Source organism: Modestobacter sp. DSM 44400, from assembly GCF_900107175.1.
Taxonomy (GTDB): domain Bacteria; phylum Actinomycetota; class Actinomycetes; order Mycobacteriales; family Geodermatophilaceae; genus Modestobacter.
On the sequence record NZ_FNOZ01000002.1, the window covers coordinates 66,110 to 82,526 of the forward strand.

The 16,417-nt window shown below is 73.9% G+C and carries 21 protein-coding genes and 1 pseudogene; 12 read left to right on the forward strand and 10 right to left on the reverse strand.

Translation table 11 applies throughout. From position 1 onward, the window contains the following. Window positions 1-33 precede the first annotated feature (33 nt). Entirely contained in the window at window positions 34-765 is a 732-nt protein-coding gene (locus tag BLW04_RS02615) for a sulfite exporter TauE/SafE family protein (protein ID WP_091537010.1), read from the forward strand. A 149-nt stretch (window positions 766-914) separates the two neighbouring features. Here the strand turns inward: BLW04_RS02615 and BLW04_RS29445 are convergent. From BLW04_RS29445 to BLW04_RS02635, 5 genes and pseudogenes are all read right to left on the reverse strand, one after another. Then, window positions 915-1,190: pseudogene (locus BLW04_RS29445) on the reverse strand (hypothetical protein); the annotation flags it as partial. Between the two features lie 103 nt (window positions 1,191-1,293). Next, window positions 1,294-1,866 carry a GNAT family N-acetyltransferase gene (locus tag BLW04_RS02625; RefSeq protein WP_091537015.1) on the reverse strand — a complete coding sequence of 191 codons (573 nt, stop codon included), beginning with the start codon at window positions 1,864-1,866 and terminating at the stop codon, window positions 1,294-1,296. A gap of 42 nt (window positions 1,867-1,908) precedes the next feature. Beyond that, complete coding sequence (locus BLW04_RS02630; protein WP_217630807.1) at window positions 1,909-2,067, reverse strand: hypothetical protein; 159 nt, start codon at window positions 2,065-2,067, stop codon at window positions 1,909-1,911. A gap of 158 nt (window positions 2,068-2,225) precedes the next feature. Then, window positions 2,226-2,477, reverse strand: coding sequence for a hypothetical protein (locus BLW04_RS25645; RefSeq protein ID WP_139306706.1), 252 nt, complete (start codon window positions 2,475-2,477; stop codon window positions 2,226-2,228). Continuing rightward, on the reverse strand, window positions 2,474-3,280 hold the full coding sequence (locus tag BLW04_RS02635) for a COG4705 family protein (RefSeq protein ID WP_091537018.1): 807 nt from the start codon (window positions 3,278-3,280) through the stop codon (window positions 2,474-2,476). The genes BLW04_RS25645 and BLW04_RS02635 overlap by 4 nt, the downstream gene beginning before the upstream one ends. A gap of 82 nt (window positions 3,281-3,362) precedes the next feature. On the opposite strand from BLW04_RS02635, the gene BLW04_RS02640 reads away from it, so the two are divergent. The 7 genes from BLW04_RS02640 to BLW04_RS02670 all read left to right on the forward strand — a co-directional run bounded on the left by BLW04_RS02640 (window position 3,363) and on the right by BLW04_RS02670 (window position 9,423). After that, the gene (locus tag BLW04_RS02640) at window positions 3,363-4,037 is read left to right on the forward strand and encodes a response regulator transcription factor (protein ID WP_091537021.1); all 675 of its coding nucleotides are present in this window, start codon (window positions 3,363-3,365) and stop codon (window positions 4,035-4,037) included. Beyond that, on the forward strand, window positions 4,034-5,389 hold the full coding sequence (locus BLW04_RS02645; protein WP_091537023.1) for a sensor histidine kinase: 1,356 nt from the start codon (window positions 4,034-4,036) through the stop codon (window positions 5,387-5,389). Before BLW04_RS02640 ends, BLW04_RS02645 begins: the two co-directional genes overlap by 4 nt. 66 nt (window positions 5,390-5,455) lie before the next feature. Continuing rightward, window positions 5,456-6,067, forward strand: a complete 612-nt coding sequence (locus BLW04_RS02650; RefSeq protein WP_254780980.1) for a DedA family protein — start codon at window positions 5,456-5,458, stop codon at window positions 6,065-6,067. Between the two features lie 37 nt (window positions 6,068-6,104). Then, on the forward strand, window positions 6,105-6,506 hold the full coding sequence (locus BLW04_RS02655; protein WP_091537025.1) for a hypothetical protein: 402 nt from the start codon (window positions 6,105-6,107) through the stop codon (window positions 6,504-6,506). 520 nt (window positions 6,507-7,026) lie between these two features. Next, window positions 7,027-7,599 (forward strand): sugar O-acetyltransferase, encoded by a 573-nt coding sequence (locus BLW04_RS02660; RefSeq protein WP_091537027.1) that lies wholly within the window; start codon window positions 7,027-7,029, stop codon window positions 7,597-7,599. Then, a complete protein-coding gene (locus BLW04_RS02665) occupies window positions 7,596-8,171 on the forward strand; it encodes a TetR/AcrR family transcriptional regulator (protein WP_091537030.1) in 576 nt (191 codons plus the stop codon). Before BLW04_RS02660 ends, BLW04_RS02665 begins: the two co-directional genes overlap by 4 nt. Beyond that, on the forward strand, window positions 8,161-9,423 hold the full coding sequence (locus BLW04_RS02670; RefSeq protein ID WP_091537033.1) for an MFS transporter: 1,263 nt from the start codon (window positions 8,161-8,163) through the stop codon (window positions 9,421-9,423). Before BLW04_RS02665 ends, BLW04_RS02670 begins: the two co-directional genes overlap by 11 nt. Window positions 9,424-9,519: 96 nt before the next feature. On the opposite strand, the gene BLW04_RS02675 is transcribed toward BLW04_RS02670, so the two are convergent. The 5 genes from BLW04_RS02675 to BLW04_RS02695 form a co-directional block, all read right to left on the reverse strand. After that, window positions 9,520-9,891: a GntR family transcriptional regulator gene (locus tag BLW04_RS02675; RefSeq protein WP_254780981.1), complete on the reverse strand. Its 372-nt coding sequence runs from the start codon at window positions 9,889-9,891 to the stop codon at window positions 9,520-9,522. 5 nt (window positions 9,892-9,896) lie between these two features. Continuing rightward, window positions 9,897-10,835 (reverse strand): hypothetical protein, encoded by a 939-nt coding sequence (locus BLW04_RS02680; RefSeq protein ID WP_091537038.1) that lies wholly within the window; start codon window positions 10,833-10,835, stop codon window positions 9,897-9,899. Window positions 10,836-11,030: 195 nt separating this feature from the next. Then, on the reverse strand, window positions 11,031-11,381 hold the full coding sequence (locus tag BLW04_RS02685; RefSeq protein ID WP_139306707.1) for a hypothetical protein: 351 nt from the start codon (window positions 11,379-11,381) through the stop codon (window positions 11,031-11,033). A gap of 119 nt (window positions 11,382-11,500) precedes the next feature. Further along, window positions 11,501-12,145, reverse strand: a complete 645-nt coding sequence (locus BLW04_RS02690) for a class I SAM-dependent DNA methyltransferase (protein WP_091537043.1) — start codon at window positions 12,143-12,145, stop codon at window positions 11,501-11,503. Between the two features lie 11 nt (window positions 12,146-12,156). Further along, complete coding sequence (locus tag BLW04_RS02695; protein ID WP_371327765.1) at window positions 12,157-13,035, reverse strand: bifunctional 5,10-methylenetetrahydrofolate dehydrogenase/5,10-methenyltetrahydrofolate cyclohydrolase; 879 nt, start codon at window positions 13,033-13,035, stop codon at window positions 12,157-12,159. A gap of 220 nt (window positions 13,036-13,255) precedes the next feature. Between BLW04_RS02695 and malQ the strand changes: the two genes are divergently transcribed. From malQ to BLW04_RS02715, 4 genes are all read left to right on the forward strand, one after another. Continuing rightward, a complete protein-coding gene (malQ, locus tag BLW04_RS02700) occupies window positions 13,256-15,160 on the forward strand; it encodes a 4-alpha-glucanotransferase (protein WP_254780982.1) in 1,905 nt (634 codons plus the stop codon). After that, a complete protein-coding gene (locus BLW04_RS02705; RefSeq protein ID WP_091537048.1) occupies window positions 15,157-15,654 on the forward strand; it encodes a GNAT family N-acetyltransferase in 498 nt (165 codons plus the stop codon). Before malQ ends, BLW04_RS02705 begins: the two co-directional genes overlap by 4 nt. Window positions 15,655-15,751: 97 nt before the next feature. Next, complete coding sequence (locus BLW04_RS02710) at window positions 15,752-16,039, forward strand: hypothetical protein (RefSeq protein ID WP_091537325.1); 288 nt, start codon at window positions 15,752-15,754, stop codon at window positions 16,037-16,039. A gap of 80 nt (window positions 16,040-16,119) precedes the next feature. Beyond that, a complete protein-coding gene (locus tag BLW04_RS02715) occupies window positions 16,120-16,317 on the forward strand; it encodes a hypothetical protein (RefSeq protein ID WP_091537051.1) in 198 nt (65 codons plus the stop codon). Window positions 16,318-16,417: the final 100 nt, after the last annotated feature.

Genomic DNA, 16,417 nt, shown 5'->3' on the forward strand with positions numbered 1-16,417 from the left:
CGCGGCTGACGAGCGCCAGCGAGGAGAACTCGCGTGAGCGGGCACCTGCTGCTCACCCTGGCCGGCGCATCGGCAGCGGCGTTCGTCCTGGCCGGGGTGTCCGCTGTCGCCGGCTTCGGGGGCGGCGTCCTGGCGCTGCCGCTGTTCACCGCACTGTTCGGTATCCGGACCGCCGTGCCGGTGCTCACGGTGACCCAACTGGCCAGCAACGGTTCCCGGGTCTGGCTGAACCGCCACCACCTGCAGTGGAGCCTCATCGCCCGGTTCAGCCTCGGAGCCGTCCCTTTCGCCCTGGCCGGCGGCCTCCTGCTCGCGCGGACGCCGCTGGCCCCGCTGCAACGGGTGCTCGGGATCTTCCTCATCACCGTCGTGCTGTGGCGACGCCTGCGGCCCCGTCCCCGCCGGCCCTCGGCCGCGGCCTTCGTCGGCGTTGGTGCCGCCTCCGGTCTGGGCTCCGCGCTGCTGGGCTCGGTCGGCCCGCTCACCGCCCCGTTCTTCCTTGCCTACGGGCTGGTCCGGGACTCCTACATCGGCACCGAGGCCGCCTGCGCCCTGGTCATGCACCTGACCAAGATCATCGCCTACGGCGCCACAGCGCTGCTCGACCACCGTGTGTTCCTGCTCGGCCTGGCGCTCACCCCAGGCACCCTCCTCGGTGCCTGGACGGGCAAGAAGATCGCCAACCGGCTCAGCGACCGCCTCTTCACCACACTCGTCGAAGCCGGGCTCCTCGTGTCCGGGACCCTCTTCATCCTCGGTCCCTGACTCCTCGCGCAGCTCCGGCGGCTGGGCGGGCCGGTGCGGCTCACCGGCCGATGCCCAGGAAGTCCTGGAGCCACCGGTCGACCTCGCCCCATGGTCTCGGCGCCAGCCGTGCCCGTGCGCCGCGTGAACCTGGTGGTCGAGATCGTCCGCGGCTGCTCGGTCATCGCGAAACTCGACTTCGAGAGGCCGGTCCGCTCGCCGACCACGGGGACGTGGTGCGGCCAGTGGCGGTCCACGGACGTGATCGGGACGACGGCCGCCAACGCGTCCTGCAGCTGCTGCGTGGTGACGAAGCCCAGCACCGGAGCGCTGCCACACAGACCCCCGTGACCACCGACGACGTCCAACTCCGATGGCCCATGAATCGGAGGAGCAGCACGAAGAACGGGCCGATCACAAAGCCCATGACCAGAGAGATCACCCACCAGGCGCCCGCAACAACCACGCGTTCACCCGGCGATCGTGGGGTACGGGAGGCCTGCGTCGCGTTCCGGGGTGGACGCACCTCCAGGCCGACCGCTGCGCGCGTCAGCGGGCCGGCGTTCGCGCCATCACGTACTGGAGGACGTCGCGGAGCTCTCCACCGACCTCGTGCCCTCGGGGCAACAGCGCTTCCTCGGCGTAGCCGACGCGCGCGGCCACCCCCCGGGAGGCGACGTTCCACGGTTCGATGTGCAGTTCGATGCGGAGCACCGGAGGCAGGGTCCAGGCGAAGGCGGTGAGTGCCGTCAGTGCGTCGATGGCCCGGCCGCCGCCCCGGGATGCCGGGACGATCGCATACCCCGCGGTCGCGACACCGGTCTCGATCTGGCGGAGCCACAAGCCCGCGAACCCCACACAGACATCGGTCCCGGAATCGGCCACCGCGAAGGAGAACCCCGCGCGCTCGGCCAGCCGTCCTCGCTGAGCAGTCACCCACTGCGCGGCCTGCGCTGCACTGGCATGGGCGGGCAACGTGCCGATCAGCGGGACGTACGGATCAGCGGACAGGGCCACCGCCGCGGCGCCGTCCTCGTCGTGGAAGTGACGGAGCCGGACCCCGCCGGAGGCCGGGCAGTCGACGGGCCACGCCCACAGGCCGTCGGGGTCGGGGGAGGACATGGGGCGAGCCTGCCAGCCAGCAGATCGCACGGAAGCGACGGCTCAGCCCGACATCCACTGCTCCCGGGTGATGGCGTACTCGACCGCGCCGAGTTCACTCCCGAGCAGCGCGTCCGCGACGTCGAGGTGGAGGGTCCGGACGTAGGCGAAGACCCGGTTCAGCCTGAGGTCCTCGAACCCGTGGCGGATGAGCTCCCGCATGCGGTCGGGCAATTTCGACCACGGCCGCAACGTCGGCGAGTGGACGACGTACGACAGGACCGGCGCCGACCACAAGGTCACCACCAGGAGCTGACCGGTCGACGGCCGCCGGGCGCCCGCCCGAGGTCAGGGGGCGGCCGCCCGGCGGAGGCCCTGGGTCAGGAGGAGGTCACCCGGCCGAGGAAGGCACCACCCCGGCGACTGCGGCCGCCACCGCGGCGTCGACGACGGTGTCGCTGACACCGGCGAGCAGGGTGGTCGCCGCGCCGGTGCGGTGCCCGACCAGCCAGCGCAGGACCGGGCCGTCGTCCTTCGGCCAGGCCTTCCCGGGTGAGCACCATGCCGAGCAGTGCCACCCAGACGGCCAGGCAGGCCACGAACCAGCCGGTCAGCACGCGACGGTCCGTCATCGGCGGGCCGCCTCGGTGCTCGCCTCGACCGCCGGCAACTGGTCCCGCTTGGTGACCGCGAGGTAGGAGACGACGGCCAGGATGACTGCCAGGAACACCAGGCTGGTGACCGTCGTCCCCAGGCCCAGGCCACCGTCGGCGCGCGGCTGGGACAGTCCGTCACCGAGCGAGGCGCCCAGCGGCCGGGTGAGCACGTAGGCGATCCAGAACGTTCCGACGGCGTTGGCCCGGAACACCAGGTGGCTGCCCGCGACCGCGGCGATCAGCACGGCCACGATCAGCGCGGTGGGCCAGTAGCCCAGCCCCAGCTTCTCGTCGACCAGGTCACCGGCGGCGGTGCCGAGGGCGAAGGTGAACAGGATCGCCAGCCAGTAGAAGGCCTCCCGCCGGCCGGTGACAATGCTGTGGATCGACAGCGTCCCCTCCTTGGCGTACCAGGCGGCGAACGTGGCGCCCAGCAGGACGGAGAACACGATGGTGCTGAGCACCAGCGACACGCCGAGCCCGTCGGTGAGGTTGTCGGTGATCAAAGTGCCGACGACGCTGATCAGCACGACGGTCAGCCAGTACAGCGCGGGGACGTAGCGGCGGGCCCGGAACTGCGCGGCCAGCGCTGCCAGGAAAACCACGGTCATCACCACCGTGGTGCCGACGAGCCCGAGGCCCAGCCCGGACAGGAAGTCGGCGAACGTCTCCCCCACGGTCGTCGCCAGCACCTTGATCACCCAGAAGAAGAGAGTGACCTCGGGGACCTTGTTGAGCATCGTGCGCGCCGGACTCGCGGCGGCTCGGGTGGTCGTCATGCGGGCAGCGTCCGTCCCGGGTCCTGAACGCCGCCTGAACGGTTCCCGCACTCCGACCGCCCGGTGAGGCACCATCGGCGCCGTGCCCGAGGTGCTGCTGGTGGAGGACGACGCTGCGCTCCGGGCCACCGTCGCGCGCGCACTGAGGGCCCACGACCTGGACGTCCTGACCGCAGCCGACGGGACGGGCGCGCTGGCCGCGGTCGGACCGGGCCCGGGCACCCGCTTCGCCGCGGTCGTGCTGGACATCGGCCTGCCCGACTCCGACGGACGCGACGTCTGTGCGGCCCTGCGCGCCCGGGGCATCGACGTCCCGGTCCTGTTCCTGACCGCCCGCGACCAGTTGCACGACCTGCTGTCGGGTTACGCGGCCGGCGGCGACGAGTACCTGACCAAGCCCTTCCACGTCCGCGAGCTCCTGGTTCGGCTGGACGTGCTGCTGCGCCGCGGGGTCCCCCGGCCGCCCCCGGCGCCGGAGGTCCTGCAGCTGGACCCGGCGGGGCACTCCCTGCACGGCCCGGCCGGCCGGCAGCCGCTCACCCCGACGGAGTTCCGGCTGCTGGCCGCCCTGATGTCCGCGACCGGGAGCGTCGTCCGCCGCCGGGAGCTGGCCCGGGCCGGCTGGCCGGACGGCGCGATCGTCGCCGACAACACCCTGGACCAGTACGTGGCCCGGCTGCGCCGCAAGCTCCGCGACGCCGGGAACCACGGCCGGACGATCGGCACCGTCGTCGGCGTCGGCTACCGCTTCGCGTGAGATTCGCCGACCGGCTGCACCGTCAGAGCCTGCGCGCCCGGCTGTCCTGGTCGGCCTCGGCCGTGGTCGCGCTGTGGGTGCTGCTGCTCGCCGTCGGCGCCAACCTGCTCCTCGGGTCGGCCCTGGCCGGCCAGGCCGACAGCGTCCTGCAGGCCCGCGCCGAGGCCGCCGCCACCACCCTGGAGGTCGGCGGGGACGACGCCGTCACGGTGGCCGAGGGTGGGGACGACCGGGCCCTCGACGTGGGCACCTGGATCCTCGCCGGCGACGGCAGCATCGTGGAGGGGCCTCCCGGCAGCTCGGCGGCCCTGGACCGGGTGGCGGTCCGACTGGCGGGGAGCGGACAGCGGACCGCCGACGTCGGGGAGGACGAGGCGGTGCGCCTGCTCGCCCTGCCCGTCCGCGACGGCCGCACCCAGGTGGCGACGGTGGTGACCAGCACCAGCCTGGCCCCCTACCGGCAGCTCGCACGGCTGGCCCTGTGGGGCAGCGCGGCCACCGCGCTGCTGCTGGTGGTGATCGTGCACCTGGTGCTGCGGGCCAACGTCGGGCGCGCGCTCCGGCCGGTGCAGCAGATGAGCCAGCAGGCCGCCCGGTGGAGCGCCGAGGACGTCGATCGCCGCTTCGGCTCCGCCCGCCGTCCGGAGGAGCTGACCGAGCTCGCCGCAACCCTGGACGGCGTCCTGGACCGGCTGTCGGCGGTGCTGCGCCACGAAAAGCGGCTGACCGACGAGCTCTCGCACGAGCTGCGCACCCCGCTGACCCGGCTCCGTGCGGAGGTCGACCTGGCCCGCGAGCGCCCGATCGGGGACCCCGCCGTCCCCGCTGCTCTCACCGCCATCGATGCCGCAGCGCAGGACATGCAGCAGATCGTCGAGACCCTGCTGCAGGCCGGCCGCGCCGGCGCCCGGACCGCACCGGGCCGCTGCCGGCCGGCCGAGGCGGTCGCCACACTGCTCGCTCAGACCGGCCCGACGGGGCCGGCCGGCATCGACGTCGCCGTGGACGTCGACCCCTCCCTGGTCGCCGGCGTGGACAGCGCCGTGCTGCAGCGGCTGCTCGCACCGATGCTGGACAACGCGCTCCGGTACGCCCGCACCCAGGTGCAGGTGCGCGGGAGCCGGACACCGGCAGGGGTCGTCCTGGTCGTCGACGACGACGGACCCGGGGTGGCGGCCGCCGACACCGACCGGGTGTTCGTCCCCGGGTGGCGCGCCGACCCCGCCGACGGCCACCCCGGCGGCGGACTCGGCCTGGCCCTGGCGCGGCGGCTCGCGATGGCGTGCGGCGGAACGGTCACCTGCCGTCCGCAGGAGGGCGGCCGGTTCGAGGTCACCCTGCCCCTGGGATGACCGGGAGTCGCCGTCCACCTGCGCGTTCAGGCCGCGTTCAGGTCCGCGGACCTACCATGCCCTGTCGTGAGTGGCTTCCTGGACCCGACCCATCTGATCAACACCTTCGGGCTGCTCGGCATGATGCTGATCATCTTCGCCGAGTGCGGGCTGCTCGTCGGGTTTTTCCTGCCCGGCGACTCGCTGCTGTTCACCGGCGGCCTACTGGCCGCCACCGGGCTGATCGCGCCGCTCTGGGTGCTGCTGCTCGCGTTGCCCGTCGCGGCGATCGCCGGCAACCTCGCCGGCTACTGGATCGGGCGCGCGGCCGGGCCCGCGGTCTTCAGCAAGCCCTCCAGCCGGCTGTTCCGGCCCGAGTACGTCGAGCGTTCCCAGGCCTTCTTCGACCGCAACGGCGCCCGCACCATCGTGCTGGCCCGGTTCGTCCCCATCGTGCGGACCTTCGCCACGGTGATGGCCGGCGCCTCGCGGATGGACCTCCGCCGCTACGCGCTGCACTCCGCGGTCGGCGGCGTGCTCTGGACCACCGCGGTGACCCTGCTGGGCTACTGGCTCGGGCAGGTCGCACTGGTCCGCGACCACGTCGAGCTGTTCATCCTCGGCATCGTGGCCCTCTCCCTGGTGCCGGTCGTGGTCGAGGTCGTCCGTAGCCGCCGTTCGGCGCGTAGCACCCGCTGACCTCCCCCCCTGCCTGCTCGATGTACCCGGAGGACCCATGACCACGCGCGCCGCCACCCTCGGCACCACCTCCCCGGACACCCTGCAGCGCGCGTTGCGCATGTCCGCCGTCCTGACGGTGGTCAGCCTGGCGTTCCAGTTCGTCACTGCCGGCCAGCTGTTCCCGCAGGGCGGACCCGAGGAGCTGCACGCCGGCGGGGCGATCGTCCTGCACGTGCTCAGCGGGCTCACAGCGATCGCCGCCGTCCTGCTCTGGCGCCGCTCCGCAGCTCCTCCGTGGGCCGCCGTCCTGGCGGTGGTCGTCTTCGTGCTGACGTTCGTCCAGGCCGCCACCGGCGGCCGCGACACCTTGTGGGTGCACGTACCCGGGGCGATGGTGCTCACCGTCGGGGCGGCCTGGGTGATGGTCTGGAGCCTCGGGCGCGGCACCCGCACCTGACCGGTACCCGCGTGCGGCATGCTCCCCGTCAGGCGCACCCGGGCGCTCGGCGCGGCGCTCATCGCCGTCACCGCGGCAGCGTGCCTCTCGGGGTGCACGGTCCTCTCGGGGTGCACGGTCGACGGCGCCGCCCTGCACCGATGCCTGCCGTCCCGGCTCTCCGCCGGCCCGTCGGAGGTGCCGGTCGGGGGCGCGTTCACGCTCTCCAGCCCGCCGTTCGAGTGCGATGCCAGCTATCCGTCGGGAGCCGAGTACACCCTGGTGCTGCAGCTGCTGGGCCGCGGCGACCCGGTCGAGCTGGGTATCGAACCGGTCGCCGAGGACGGGTCGTTCCGCACCACCGTGACCATCCCGCTCACCGCACCACCGGTGCAGCTGCGGTGGAGGTGCTCGGCAGCGCGTACGACGAGCCCTGCGACGACACGGGCGGGGCGAGGTGCGCCGGCTACGACGTCGACCTCGTCCTGCTGCCCTCCGGCTGATGCGTACGGACGTACGCTGACTGTGTACGGTCGTACGCATGGACGACGACAGCAGGACGATGCGGGACCGGATGCTCGCCGGCGACGCCTACATCGCCGATGACCCCGACCTGGCCCGCGAGAACGGCCGGGCCCAGTCGCTGACCCTCCGGTACAACTCGATGGACCCCACCGATGGGCCCGGCAAGCGCGCCGTGCTGGAAGAGCTGCTCGGCGCCTTCGGCCCGGGCAGCGAGATCCGGCCCCCTTTCCACTGCGACTACGGGTACCGGACCACCGTCGGGGCGCGGACCTTCGCCAACTGGGGGCTCATCAGCCTGGACGTCGCGCGGGTGACCATCGGGGACGACGTCCAGATCGGCCCGAACGTCCAGCTGCTCACCGCCACCCACCCGCTCGAGCCCCGCCCCCGGCGGGACAAGTGGGAGGGGTCGGCGCCCATCGTCCTGGAGGACAACGTGTGGCTCGGCGGCGGGGTGATCGTCTGCCCCGGGGTGACCATCGGCGCGGACACCGTGGTGGGCGCCGGCTCCGTGGTGACCCGGGACCTCCCCGCCGGGGTCGTCGCGGTCGGGAATCCGGCCCGGGTGATCCGGCGGATCGACGGATGAGCGGCGCCGCTGCCGATTCCGCGCCGGCGGCCGTCCGGCGGCACGATCCCGAGCGTCGCGACCGGCTCGTCGACGTCGCCATCGACGTGATCGCCGACCACGGTGTCGCCGGCACGACCCATCGGCGGATCGCCGCGGCCGCCGACGTCCCGCTGGGCTCGCTGACCTACCACTTCACTGGCCTGGAGGACCTGCGCGCGCAGGCGTTCGCCCGGCACGCCGCCCGGATGGCAGCGGTCTACGAGGCCCACTTCGCCGGGGTGTCCACCCGCGAGGAGCTGCTGGACGCCGTTACCGACCTGGTACACGGCAACGCCGGTGCCGACGACCGGGACTGGGCGGTGGCCTACGAGCTCTACCTGGCCGCCCTCCGGAACCCGGAGCTGCGGGCGGTCACCGAGTCCTGGATGGGGGCCAGCCGGGCCGTGCTGGAGCGCATCGTCGACCAGGTCACCGCGCGGGGCGTCGACGGCCTGATCGAGGGCCTGGTGATACACAAGATCCTTTCCACCGGACAGCCGCGGCGGGAGGAAACCCGGCAGATCGTGGCCCGGGTCCTCGATGGCCACTGACCTGCAGGCACCCGCCCTCCCGGCACTCCGCCGGGCCCGCGCCGGGGTGGCCGCGTGCTTCTTCACCAATGCCGTTCTCTTTGCCAACCTGGTGCCCCGCTACCCCGAGGTCAAGGACCGCCTGGGCCTCAGCAACGCGGCCTTCGGCGCTGCACTGGCCGCCTTTCCACTGGGGTCGCTGCTGGCCGCGCTGTCGGCCGGGGCGCTGATCCGGCGGTTCGGGTCCGCCCGGCTGGCCTCCTCCGGGCTCGTGCTGCTCGCCGTGGCGCTGTGGGCTGCGGCCGTGGCACCCGCCTGGTGGGTGCTCGCCGCCGCGCTGCTGGTGGGCGGCGCCCTCGACGCGGTGGTCGACGTGGCGCAGAACGCCCACGGTCTGCGCTTGCAACGGCACTACGGCCGGTCGATCCTCAACGCCTTCCACGGCGTCTGGAGCATCGGCGCGGTCACCGGCGGGCTGCTGGGTTCGGCGGCCGCCGGCCTCGGCGTGCCCCTCGCCGTCCATCTGGCGGTCTCAACGGCCGTCTTCAGCGTGCTCGCCCTGCTGAGCGCCCGGTTGATGCTCCCCGGGTCGGACACCGCCGACCGGGCACCCGACCGGTTGCCGGGCGACGCCGCTCCGGGGCACGCCACTTCCGGGGACGCCGCCGCGGGGCGCGGCAGTGTCCGGCGGGCCGCCGTCCCGATGCTGGGCGCCCTGGGCGTCCTCGTCGTCTGCGGCGCGTTCGTCGAGGACGCCGGCGCCTCGTGGAGCGCGTTGTACCTGCGCAACGACCTCGGGGCCGGCGCGGCCGTCGCCGGACTGGGGTTCGTCGCCCTGCAGTCCGCTATGACGATCGGCCGGCTGACCGGGGACCGCGTCGTCGACCGCTTCGGCCAGCGCCGGGTGGCCCGCGCCGGCGGCGTGGCGATCGCCGGAGGCATGGGGCTGGCCCTCACGTTCCCGTCGGTGCCGGCCACCCTGGCCGGCTTCGCGCTGGCCGGGCTGGGAGTGGCCACGCTGATCCCGGCGGTGTTCGCGGCCGCGGACGCGCCGTCCGGCCTGCCGCACGGCACCGGCCTGGCCGTTTCGAACTGGCTGATGCGCATCGGGTTCCTGCTGTCCCCGCCGCTGATCGGGCTGGTGGCCGACGCCGCCGGCCTACGCACCGCCCTGCTCACCGTCGTGCTGGCCGGCGCCGGCGTGCTGGTGCTCGGCCGGGTCCCGCGGACGTCGGTCGGCCCGGAGCGCACTCCCGCCAGACCGGACCAGTAACGCCGGTATCCGGGCGCTGCAATGTGCGGTTCCCGGCGACTCCCTCGACGACGCCGTCCCAGCGTCAGGCACGGACAACGTCAGGCACGGACAACGTCAGGCACGGACAGCGACGAGTGCAGCGCGCAGGAGGGAGATGGTCGTCTCTTCGCTCATCCCGGCTCGACGGGCGCGGGTGGCGAGCTCGGTGGCAGCCTGCCGCACGTCGACGGATGCGGTCGCCGGTGTCGATGGCCCGGTGACCACGGTGCCCAGCCGGCGTCGGCTGGCGACGAGTCCGGCGGTCTCGAGCTCGCGGTAGGCGCGTGCCACAGTGCCCGTTGCGACGCCGAGGTCGGCGGCGAGCGCCCGGATGGTGGGCAGGCGGGTTCCCGCGTCGAGCTGACCACTGTCGATGACCGCGGCCATCTGGGCGCGGATCTGCTCGTAGGGCGGCGTCGGGCTGGCGAGGTCGACGGCAACGTCCACGCGGCTCACTGACCCGCGGCGACGGGCTCAGCCGGCACGGCAGGGGTGCGGACGAGGAAGACCGCCACCCCGGCCAGGGCGCTTCCCATTCCGACGACCGCGAGTGCCCCGCCCACCCACGGCAGGACGGAAGCTGCGACACCGACGGGTAGCTCGTTGAGCCGCGCGGTCTCGGCTGCGCCGGTCGATGCGCTACGGACCGCGAGCCCACTGACCGCCGACAGCCCGCCGACCACGACCATCGCCGCAGTGGTCGATCCGCGGAGCACCCGCTGGGCGGAGGCCCGGCGGAGTGCTGCCTCCACCTCCTCGTGGTCGGTGACAACCGCTGGACGGTTGGCCACCACCCACAGGGCGGCGAGGGTCAGCGCTACGAGGCAGGCCAGGCCCACAAGGGCCGGCACTCCGTATCCGCTGCCCACGAACGGGGAGGCAGCTCCCTCCACGAGCCCACCGCCGGCACGGACCGTGACGCTGCGGCCGTAAGGGTCGGCTACCGCCGCGCCCACCGCGATGAGGGCGACCCCGGCGGCCAGCGTCGCGGCAGCCGACCGCCGCAGCCACGCCGGTACGGAGTGCAGCAGACCGCGGTGCGCCAACCGGGCGCGTCGAACCACTCCACCGGGCCGGGGCCAGGTCAGCTCTCCGACCAGGACGGTGCCGGTGTGGGCGACTCCAAAGGCCAGCGGCAGCATCATCGCGGCCACGCCGGCGCGCCCGGCCATCGCGACCCCGTACACCACCGGGAGCATCGCTGCGAAGCCGGCGGCCACCGCGGCGCACAGACCCACCGCGACGGCGGCTGCAGAGGTCCGAGCGGCGTACTGCCGCGCCTCGGCGACCGTCGTTTCCTCGCCTCCTGCGGACTGGCGCACGAGGAGCGCGGTCAGTCCTGAGACCAGGCCGACGAGCAGCAGGAGTACGAGCAGCGGTGCGAGCGTCATGGCCATCCTCGACTGGGTCTGTATCAAGTAGGCGAGACATCGGCACATCAGTCGGAAGCCATCAAGGCACCATTCCGGTGCGGCGCGTCGCACGTGCCAGAGAGTCTGCGAGGAGCGACCACATACGCCCGGGGTCACGACCCCGGGCGTGGTGTGTGGTGGCTACCGCGTGATGTTCATGTCTGGTCAAGGCGCTCAGCCCCGCCTGTTCCCGGCGACTGCCGAGACGAAGGTCCGCGCCTCGAGAAGGTAGGACAGACAGGACTCCTCCTCCGGCGAGGGGATGCGGACCCACTCCTTCATGGGCCGTCCCGGCCGCGGTGCGCAGGAAAGGCCGCGGCCGCTGTGGACGAGTTCATGGACCCGGACCGAGGGGAGCTTGACCACCAGGTCGGTGGCGGTGGCGAAGGCGTAGAACCTTCCGGACGTCGTGAGCCCGGGGGATCGCAGCATTCGTCCCTCCTCGTCACCGGGGTACATCGCCAGCACTCGACGTCCCACCGACCAGAAGACCCGGTCGACGGAGGGGCCTACCCCTCCCGGCATGTCAGCCCTCCCTCCCGTCCTGCCCGGCGGGTCCGTCCCGTCGGTCGTGACCACGTTCCCGACACGGGCACCAGGATGAAGCGAACGGGCGGTCGCGAAAGGCACAGGTCGTCCGCGGCCTACGCCACCCGCGCCAGCAGGTGCGCCCTCGGCCCCTTCTCCCTGCTGCCCACCTCGGGCTCGCGCACCAGCTGGGCGGAGACGACGAACCCGGCCTGCCCGAGCAGCCCGGCCACCAGCTCCGCGGGCCGTCGGTACAGGTCGAGGGAGACCGGATGGCCGAACCATTCGGTGGCATGTCGGCTCCCGTCGCCGGTCTGGAAGGCCAGCAGCAGCCAGCCGCCGGGGGCGAGGACGCGCCGGAACTCGGCGAACACGGCCGGCAGCTGCTCGGCGGCCAGATTGACGATCGAGTACCACGCCAGCACGCCGCCCAGGCCGTCGTCCGGCAGGTCCAGCCCGGTCATGGAACCGATCTCGTATCGCACGCCCGGGTACGCCTGCCGGGCCACCTCGACCATCCCCGGCGACAGGTCGACCCCGAAGGCGTCGGCGCCCAGGCCGGTCAGGTGTGCGGTCACGTGACCCGGTCCGCAGCCGAGGTCGGCGATCGGCCCCCGGGCGCGGGCCAGCTCCGCGAAGGCGCCGAGCAGCGCCCGGTCCAGCGGCCGGCCGGCGAGCTCGCCCGAGAAGGTGGCGGCGTAGTCGGCCGCGACGGCGTCGAAAGCCGCCCGGGTGGTGCGCAGGAACTCCGGTTCGGTCACGGTCGCGCAGGCTAGGGGGCCGTACCGACCGTTCCGTCCCTCCCGGCAGCGGCCGCGGCGGCGTGCGCCGCGTTGCGGAACAGCATGGCGACCGTCGTCGGCCCCACCCCACCGACCCGCGGCGTGATGGCCGACGCCACCCGCGCGCAGGCCTCGTCGACGTCGGGCAGCAGCCGGCGGCCCGCGTAGCGCACGCCACCGCCGACGACCACGGCGCCGGGCTTGACGTGCTCGGGCTGCACGAGGCCCGGGGACCCCGCGGCGGCGACCAGGACGTCGGCCCGGCGGGTGTAGCGCGGCCAGTCCGCGACGCCGGTGTGCACCACGGTCACGGCCGCGTCGGCGGTGGGCCGCTTCTGCGCCAGCAGCATCGCCAGCGGACGGCCCAGGGTCGCTCCCCGGCCGAGCACCACGACCTCGCGGCCGGCGACGGGGACGCCGTGGTGGGCCAGCAGCGCCTCGATGCCGGCGGGCGTGCACGGCCGCGGCCCGGGCCGGCCGAGGGCGAGCCGGCCGAGGTTGAGCGGGTGCATGCCGTCGACGTCCTTGTCCGGGTCGACGGTGGCCAGCGCGGCATCGAAGTCCAGGTGCGCCGGCAGCGGGTGCTGGACGAGCAGTGCGTGGACGGTGGGGTCGTCGTTGAGGTCGGCGATGGCGCGGTGCAGGTCTGCCTGGCGGGCGTCGGCCGGCAGGTGCACGTGCGGAGACACGAAGCCGAGGTCCTCGGCGGTGCGCTGCTTGACCCGGATGTACCCGGCGCTTGCCTCGTCGTCGCCGACCAGGACCGTTGCCAGGCTCGGCGCGATCCCGGCCGCGCAGCCGCCGGACCTCGCCGGCCACCTCGGCGAACACCGCCTCGGCGACGGGCCGGCCGGGGAGCAGGCGGGCAGTCCGGTGGGGGGACGTCGTGGTCACGGGCTCTCCTCGGACAAGGCGGAGCCCAGGCGCGCGGCGGACGTCGGGACGACGGGACCGCTTCCCGGTGGTGTCCTACCTGCAGCGCCAGTCACGGTCCGACGGCAGCCTAACGGCGCACCCCTCCGGGTGTGACGCCACGCGCAGTCGGGCCCCCATCCGGCGATGTGCCCGGCCAACGGCGAGGATCGAGGGGTGACGAGCACGCCGGCAACGCCCGCGACACCGAAGCCGACGATGGACGACTGGGGCATCGACGCCAGCTGGCTCGACGCCCTGGACGAAGAACACGCGGTCGCCGAGGAGACGATCGCCACGATGCGGCAGGTCATCGGGAAGCCCCCGGCCGACCTGCTGGAGACCGCACCGATCGTGGCCCGCCCCGGTGACCCCCTGGAGGTCGCCGAGGCCGAGATCACCTGCGAGGACGGCGAGATCCGGCACGTCGCCGGCAACCTGCCCGAGGATTTTCCGCTGGGCTACCACCGGCTGCGCACCCCCGACGGCCACGACCGGCGGCTGATCGTCTCCCCCGGTCGCTGCTGGCTGCCCGAGGGCTGGCGCGCCTGGGGCTGGGCAGTGCAGCTGTACGCCACCCGGGGCCGGGGCAGCTGGGGCATCGGTGACCTCGCCGACCTGCGCGCCGTCCGCGAGCTGGCCCAGTCCGAGGGTGCCGGGTTCGTGCTGGTGAACCCGCTGCACGCCGTCGCGCCCACGCCCGAGCAGGAGGCCAGCCCGTACCTGCCGGCCACCCGGCGCTTCCGTAACCCGATCTACCTGCGCATCAGCGAGATCCCCGGCGTCGAGGTCCGGGACGCCGAGGACACCACCGGCCGCGCCCTGTCCGAGGGCGACCTGATCGACCGCGACGCCGTCTGGGCACACAAGCGCCGGGTCCTGCGGCGTGTCTTCGACGCCCGGTCCGATGAATCGGCCTTCCGCGACTGGTGGTGGCACCAGGGCCAGTCGCTCATGGACTGGGCCACCTGGTGCGCGATCGCCGACGTCCACGGCCCGGACTGGCACAGCTGGCCGGCGGAGCTGTGGGACCCGCGGGGCTCGGCGGTCGCCGACTTCGTCGCCGGTGCCGAGACCGAGGTCGCCTTCCACGCCTGGCTGCAGTGGGTCGTCGACCTGCAGCTGCGCACGGCCACCGAGGGCATCACCGTCATCCAGGACCTGCCGATCGGCGTGGCCGGCGGCGGCGCCGACGCCTGGGCGTGGCAGGACGTGCTCGCCGACGGCGTCAGCGTCGGCGCGCCGCCGGACGCCTTCAACAGCCTGGGCCAGGACTGGGGCTCGCCGCCGCTGGTGCCGTGGCGGCTGCAGGCAGCCGACTACGAGCCGTTCATCCAGTCCATCCGGGCCACCATGGCCGGCGCGGGCGGCCTGCGGGTCGACCACGTGATGGGGCTGTTCCGGCTGTGGTGGGTGCCGTCTGCGGGCTCTGCCGCCGACGGCGCCTACGTCCGCTACCCGTCGGAGGACCTGCTGGACATCGTCGCGCTGGAGAGCCACCGCGCCGAGGCGATCGTGGTCGGTGAGGACCTCGGCACGGTCGAGGACGGCGTCCGGGAGGCCATGGCCGAGCACGGGATCCTGTCCTACAAGCTGCTGTGGTTCGAGGACGACGACCCCGCGCAGTGGCCCGCCGAGGCGATGGCCGCCATCACCACCCACGACCTGCCGACCGTGACCGGGTTGTGGACCGGGTCGGACCTGACCGAGCAGCGTGAGCACGGGCTGGGCAGCGACGAGGAACTCGAGCGGGGCCGGGCCTCGCTGCTCGAGCACCTCTCCGGGGTGCCCGCCGACGCCTCTCCCGCCGATGCGGTGCAGGCCGCCCACCGGTCGCTGGCCACCGCGCCGTCGACCCTGCTGTCGGCGACGCTGGACGACGCGCTGGCCGTGGAGCGCCGGCCGAACATGCCCGGCGCGAACGAGCGCCCCAACTGGTGCCTGCCGCTGCCGGTCCCGGTCGAGGAGCTCGCCGCCCACGCCGGCGTCCAGGCGGTCGCGGCGGTCCTCGCCGGGGGCCTGCACCCCGAGAGGCCCCAGAAGAAGAAGGCGCCGAAGGGGAAGGCCGCCAAGAAGAAGTGACCGCGAGGCTCACCGTCACCGCCGCGACGGCGGACGACTGGCCGGTCCTGCGCGCGCTCCGGCTGGCCGCACTCGCCGACGCCCCGGACGCCTTCGACTCCTCCCTGGCGGTGGAGCAGGGGTTCGGGGAGGAGGACTGGCGGGCGCGGCTGCGGCCGGGTGGCCAGCGGCTGGCCTGGGTGGACGGCGTGCCGGTCGGGGTGGCCCGCGGCATCCGACACCGCGTCGAGCACCACCTGGTGAGCATGTGGGTGTCCCCGCCGGCCGCGGGCGCGGGGTGGCCGGCGGGGCTGGTCGAGGGCGTCGTCGACTGGGCGCGGGAGCAGTGCGCGCCTCGGCTGTACCTCTGGCTCGTGGGCGAGAACGAGGCCGCCCGCCGGCTGTACCTGCGCTGCGGCTTCGCGCTGACCGGGCCCCGTCAGCCGCTGCCCAGCCGGCCCTGGCAGGTGGAGCACTGGCAGGTGGAGCAGCAGTACGCCCTGGAACCGAGCTGACACCGCCGTCCTGAGGCGGGCACGCGCGGTCACCGCCGTCCGTGTCACTCGAACGTGCGTTCGATTCCCGTGCAATGCTCTGTCGGTGGCGGGCGGCATGCAGCGGGGGCAGCACGGACTGTCGCTGGCCGACCGCGCGGCCGGCTCCGGGGTCGCGCCCCGGCCGGCCCAGGAGGAGCCCCGGCGGCCGGCCGCGGAGGGGCACGGCCGGCACTGCTGGGTCCGCGACCCACCCGACGCCCCCGGCATCTGGCCCGGCCTGCTCGTCGAGTGGCGGCAGCGCGGCGACGGCTGGCACGGGCGGGTCGCCTACACGGTGGTCGGCGCGCACGGCCCGGTGCTGGTGGAGGCGTGGCTGCCCGCCGAGCAGCTCAAGCAGGGCTGATCCGGTTAGGACGGCGGCCGGCTGCTACCCGGACACCCGAGGGCCCGCACCCATGCGGGCCGCGAGAGCGGAGGACAACGATGACCACCCCGGACGAACCGACGCTCGACGACGTGATGACCCCGACCGAGTCCGCTCCGCGCGACCGGTCCGAGCACGCCAAGGACCCGCACCTGTCCGAGGGGGCGCTCGAGCACCGTACCGAGCAGGAGCGGCAGGCCGTCGGCTCCGACGACGCCAATCCGGCCGGGGCCGAAGAACACGCCGCGATCGACTGACCGGGGCGCGTACGACGGGGCGGTGCCGGCCGGCCGGCACCGCCCCGTCGCATCCCTCAAGCCTGCTGCACGGGGAGGATGGCGGTGCCCGGACGGAGGA